Source organism: Thermogemmatispora sp. (assembly GCF_019683755.1).
Classification (GTDB): domain Bacteria; phylum Chloroflexota; class Ktedonobacteria; order Ktedonobacterales; family Ktedonobacteraceae; genus Thermogemmatispora.
Genome location: NZ_JADGHT010000416.1, coordinates 1 through 3,568 on the forward strand (window position 1 = coordinate 1; position 3,568 = coordinate 3,568).

3 protein-coding genes and 1 pseudogene are annotated in these 3,568 nt (G+C 57.5%); all 4 read left to right on the forward strand.

Annotation, left to right across the window (positions count from 1 at the left end):
* A pseudogene (locus IRZ24_RS18135) lies at positions 1-745 on the forward strand (hypothetical protein); the annotation flags it as partial.
* Positions 746-1,405: 660 nt separating this feature from the next.
* Positions 1,406-1,987 carry a VOC family protein gene (locus tag IRZ24_RS18140; protein ID WP_297167414.1) on the forward strand — a complete coding sequence of 194 codons (582 nt, stop codon included), beginning with the start codon at positions 1,406-1,408 and terminating at the stop codon, positions 1,985-1,987.
* Positions 1,984-2,637 carry a GNAT family N-acetyltransferase gene (locus IRZ24_RS18145; protein WP_297167417.1) on the forward strand — a complete coding sequence of 218 codons (654 nt, stop codon included), beginning with the start codon at positions 1,984-1,986 and terminating at the stop codon, positions 2,635-2,637. The genes IRZ24_RS18140 and IRZ24_RS18145 overlap by 4 nt, the downstream gene beginning before the upstream one ends.
* Before the next feature lie 104 nt (positions 2,638-2,741).
* Entirely contained in the window at positions 2,742-3,383 is a 642-nt protein-coding gene (locus IRZ24_RS18150) for a cyclase family protein (RefSeq protein WP_297167420.1), read from the forward strand.
* The last annotated feature ends 185 nt before the right edge of the window (positions 3,384-3,568 follow it).

The window sequence follows — 3,568 nt, forward strand, 5'->3', positions numbered from 1 at the left end:
CAATGATGCCTATCACCGCCTGTTATTGGGAGAAATAGAAGAGGCGAAACGGGCTTTGGCCGAAGGGCGTCGTATAGCTGAGACATATGAGTTACTGGGAGCATTGCTCCACCTCTCAAGTACGCAGGGGGAGCTCCATCTCTATCTAGGTGAGTGGCGTGCTGCGAAGGAGATCTTTAGCCAGGGGTTGGATTTGGCTGAGGAGCTAGGCAATCTTGAACGACAGGCGGGCTATCGGGCTGGTCTGGCTCTGTGTGCGCGCAGTGAGGGGCGTCTGGAAGAGGCAACCGCTCTACTGGAGGAGGCCTTAGCGCTGATCGATGAACATGGCTATCACCATCTGCGGACGCGTCTGCAGCTCTGGCTGGCTGAAATCTGGCTCCTCCGGGCTCAACCCTCAGCAGCAGCTCCCTACCTCGAGTCTGCTCTAGGCACGGCTCAGAGGCAACATCGTCGCCTGCTTGCTATGCGGGCAGCGGCTCTTTGGGCCTGGTATCTTGCGGAGTCTGGTGCCTGGGAAGAGGCTGAGCGGCGCTTTAGCGAGGTAGAGAAGCAGGCTGAGGCGCTAGGGCTACCGCTAGAGCGGGCCCGTGTCCAGCTACTTCGTAGTCAGGCGGCATGGCGAGCGGGAGCAGCCGCGTTGCGTGAGCAAGCGGTTACTCTCTTGCAGGAAGCGCAGCGGGTGTTAGAGCAATATCAGGCGCATGGCGAGCTAGCACAGTTGTCTCCGGCTGCGACATTTTAAAGCTGGCTGGGCAATGACGCTGCGTTGACAGCCGGTGCCTATGCTAAGTAATGGCAGCTTGCCAAACGCGCGCGGAGGGCTGCCGACTGCATCTCGTGTTGGCCCGAGCGAGATCAACGGAGCTTTCCGCGTGCGGCCTTGCCTTGATTGTTTTCTCCCTTACCCTCCGTGAAGCGGCGGAAGAGCGATCCCGCGGGGAATGGCACAAACAAACCGCTACTCAACGTACGAGCGTAGAGTGAGGACGGAGGGCAGATATCACACCATGTGCGGGCTACATGGTCTTCCTCTGCGGCGGTAAGGGACAGTCACCTGTTGACCCCATCGACTCGCTCTGGAGAGCGAAGCACTCCTCTATCTACTGGCCTCAAAGGTCCTGATCATGTTCAGGTTCAGGGCTAGCGCTCTCTGCTGATCAATATCGCCAACTGAAGAAGTGAAGGTTATGGAGATAGACTTATCCAACCCAGGGCTACAATGTGTCGACTCGCCTTACTGATGCTCCCTGCGCGGAGCCAGCCCAGCACTCAGGCCCTGGCGAAGGAAGAGCGTGGCCACAGGATTGGCATAGTTAACCTCGCAAGTCACCTTTGCATGTGAGAAAATAATATAGCAAGCTAGTAGCTAACAGGAGATTGCGCTAGTCAGGGAAAGAGAGATATGGCGAAGATTCAAGTACAGGGAGTGCACCATATCACCTTTGTCGGCTCTAACCGTGAGGCCATCATTGAGTTTTACCGGGACTTTCTAGGCATGCCACTCATTATGGAGCAGCCTAATCTTGATGTGCCGGAGGAGACCCATCTCTACTTTGACGCTGGGGATGGGCGTCTGATCACCTTCTTTGTCCGCCCGGACCGTGCTAATGATCCGACTCCCAATCCTGAAGGCATTGGCAATCTGCATCATTTGGCCTTCACGGTCTCTCGAGCTACCTATAACCAGATTGCTCAGCGTCTCAATGAGCGTGGCATCTGGAACACGGGCAACATCGATCGCGGCTTTATGGATTCAATCTACTTCCGCGATCCGAACGGGCAGCTATTAGAGATGGCTTGCTATAAGTTCGAGCCGCCGCAAGGCTATACCATTGCTGATGTATTGGCGACGGCCCATAAGCTGCGTGTAGCTACGGGGGCGTACAATATTCAAGAGGAGCATGTAGCTGAGGCGATTGCCGAACTCAGTCAGCGACGCGCGTCATCGCTAGAGGAAGAGGGAGCGGAGGCGCGCACGCGATGAGTCACGCGTCTGCTTCTGAGGTGGAGCACACAGGGACGTTCTGGGTCCTCGACCTTGATCGTCCTATTATGTCCAGCTCGCCAGCTCGGTTGCCGGTCAAGCTTCAGCGGGTTGGCCCAGAGCATGCAGAGGAACTGGCGGCAGCGATGGGGGTAGCCAGTCCTGCCGTGATCCTAGAGCGCTTCGCGCGCGGATGTCAGTGTTATGTGGTCTACCTGAACGAAGGCAAGATCCTGGCCTCATACGGCTGGGTCTCCTTTGATCAAGAAGAGATCGGTGAGTTAGGAATCAGGATTCGCCTCAGTGCTGGAAGAGCCTATATTTGGGACTGTGCTACTCTACCGCCCTACCGTGGCCAGCGGCTCTATCCGGCGCTGCTCATCTATATAGCAAGGGTATTACAACGGCAAGGCCTGCGCCGTCTCTGGATCGGGGCCGATGCCAATAATACTGCCTCGCGGCGCGGTATCGAGGTGGCAGGCTTCCAAGCGGTAGCCGATGTGACGCGCATCGCTGTCAGCAGAACAAAGACGCGCTATCTGCTGCGCCGCCGGCCGGGGGTCTCAGAGGAGGTGCTGCAAGATCTCCGGCAGTCTCTTCCACCGACGGTTGAGCTAGTCGCCCCAGAGGATGAGAGCCGTTCGGCATAAGCGTGAGCAGGCAAGGCGAAATGAAGCGAGGGCCGTCCAGGTAAGCCAGCAGCGAGGGACGGCACTCAGCAACTGGCATGCGAAAGGAGGGAAAGGTCTGCCCGATGCAGTTTATCGACCTTTCTCACGCAATAGAGGAGGGGATGACGATTTTCCCTGGTGATCCTGAACCACGCATTGAGCCGGTAGAGACTGAGCCTCCCTGGCAGGTGTCACGTCTCTCGCTAGGGACACATACCGGTACACATATTGACGCTGCTTCTCATCTGATGCCCGAGGGCAAGACCATTACACAGTATCCTCCTGAGCGCTTCCTGCTGACGGGCATTGTGATCCCCTTAGAGGGGTGCGGGGAGGATACGCCGATCGGGGTGGAAGCGCTCCGCCCTCATTTGAAAGCGCTGCCAGCGGGCGGAGCAGCGCTGTTGCGTACCGGCTGGGATCTCTATTGGAAGAGTGAGCGATACTTGCGCCATCCGTACCTCTCTCCCGAGGCGGCGCGCTTGCTTGTGGAGGCCGGCGCTTCGCTTGTAGGCATTGATGCCCTCAGCGTCGATTCAAGTGTCCAGGGGACACGCCATGCCCATGCCACTTTGCTTGGCAATGATGTCCTCATTGTCGAGAATCTGACGCGCCTGGACCGCTTAGCCAGTGGGGTCGTCTATCGCTGTTCTTTTCTCCCCTTGCCGCTGCGGGGTCTGGATGGCTCCCCAGTACGCGCTTTGGCCTGGCGTGCTGCCTCGTAAACACCGATCTGGCGGCCTGCTGTTCAACCAGCTAGCTAGCTCTACAGCCAGGAGGGGAAGCGGGCCGCTCAGATCGGCGCTGATTCGCCTGGAGTCCCTGATACAAGGCAGCGCTGTTTCTATATGTTCCTTGGTTCTTATTTTTTTCCTATCCTAAAAGAAAGGATGGCCTGACGGTAGTGGAG

Excerpts from the sequence above, each read along its gene's own strand:
- IRZ24_RS18140 (WP_297167414.1), top strand. The coding sequence starts at position 1,406 with ATGGCGAAGATTCAAGTACAGGGAGTGCACCATATCACCTTTGTCGGC.
- IRZ24_RS18145 (WP_297167417.1), top strand. The coding sequence starts at position 1,984 with ATGAGTCACGCGTCTGCTTCTGAGGTGGAGCACACAGGGACGTTCTGG.
- IRZ24_RS18150 (WP_297167420.1), top strand. The coding sequence starts at position 2,742 with ATGCAGTTTATCGACCTTTCTCACGCAATAGAGGAGGGGATGACGATT.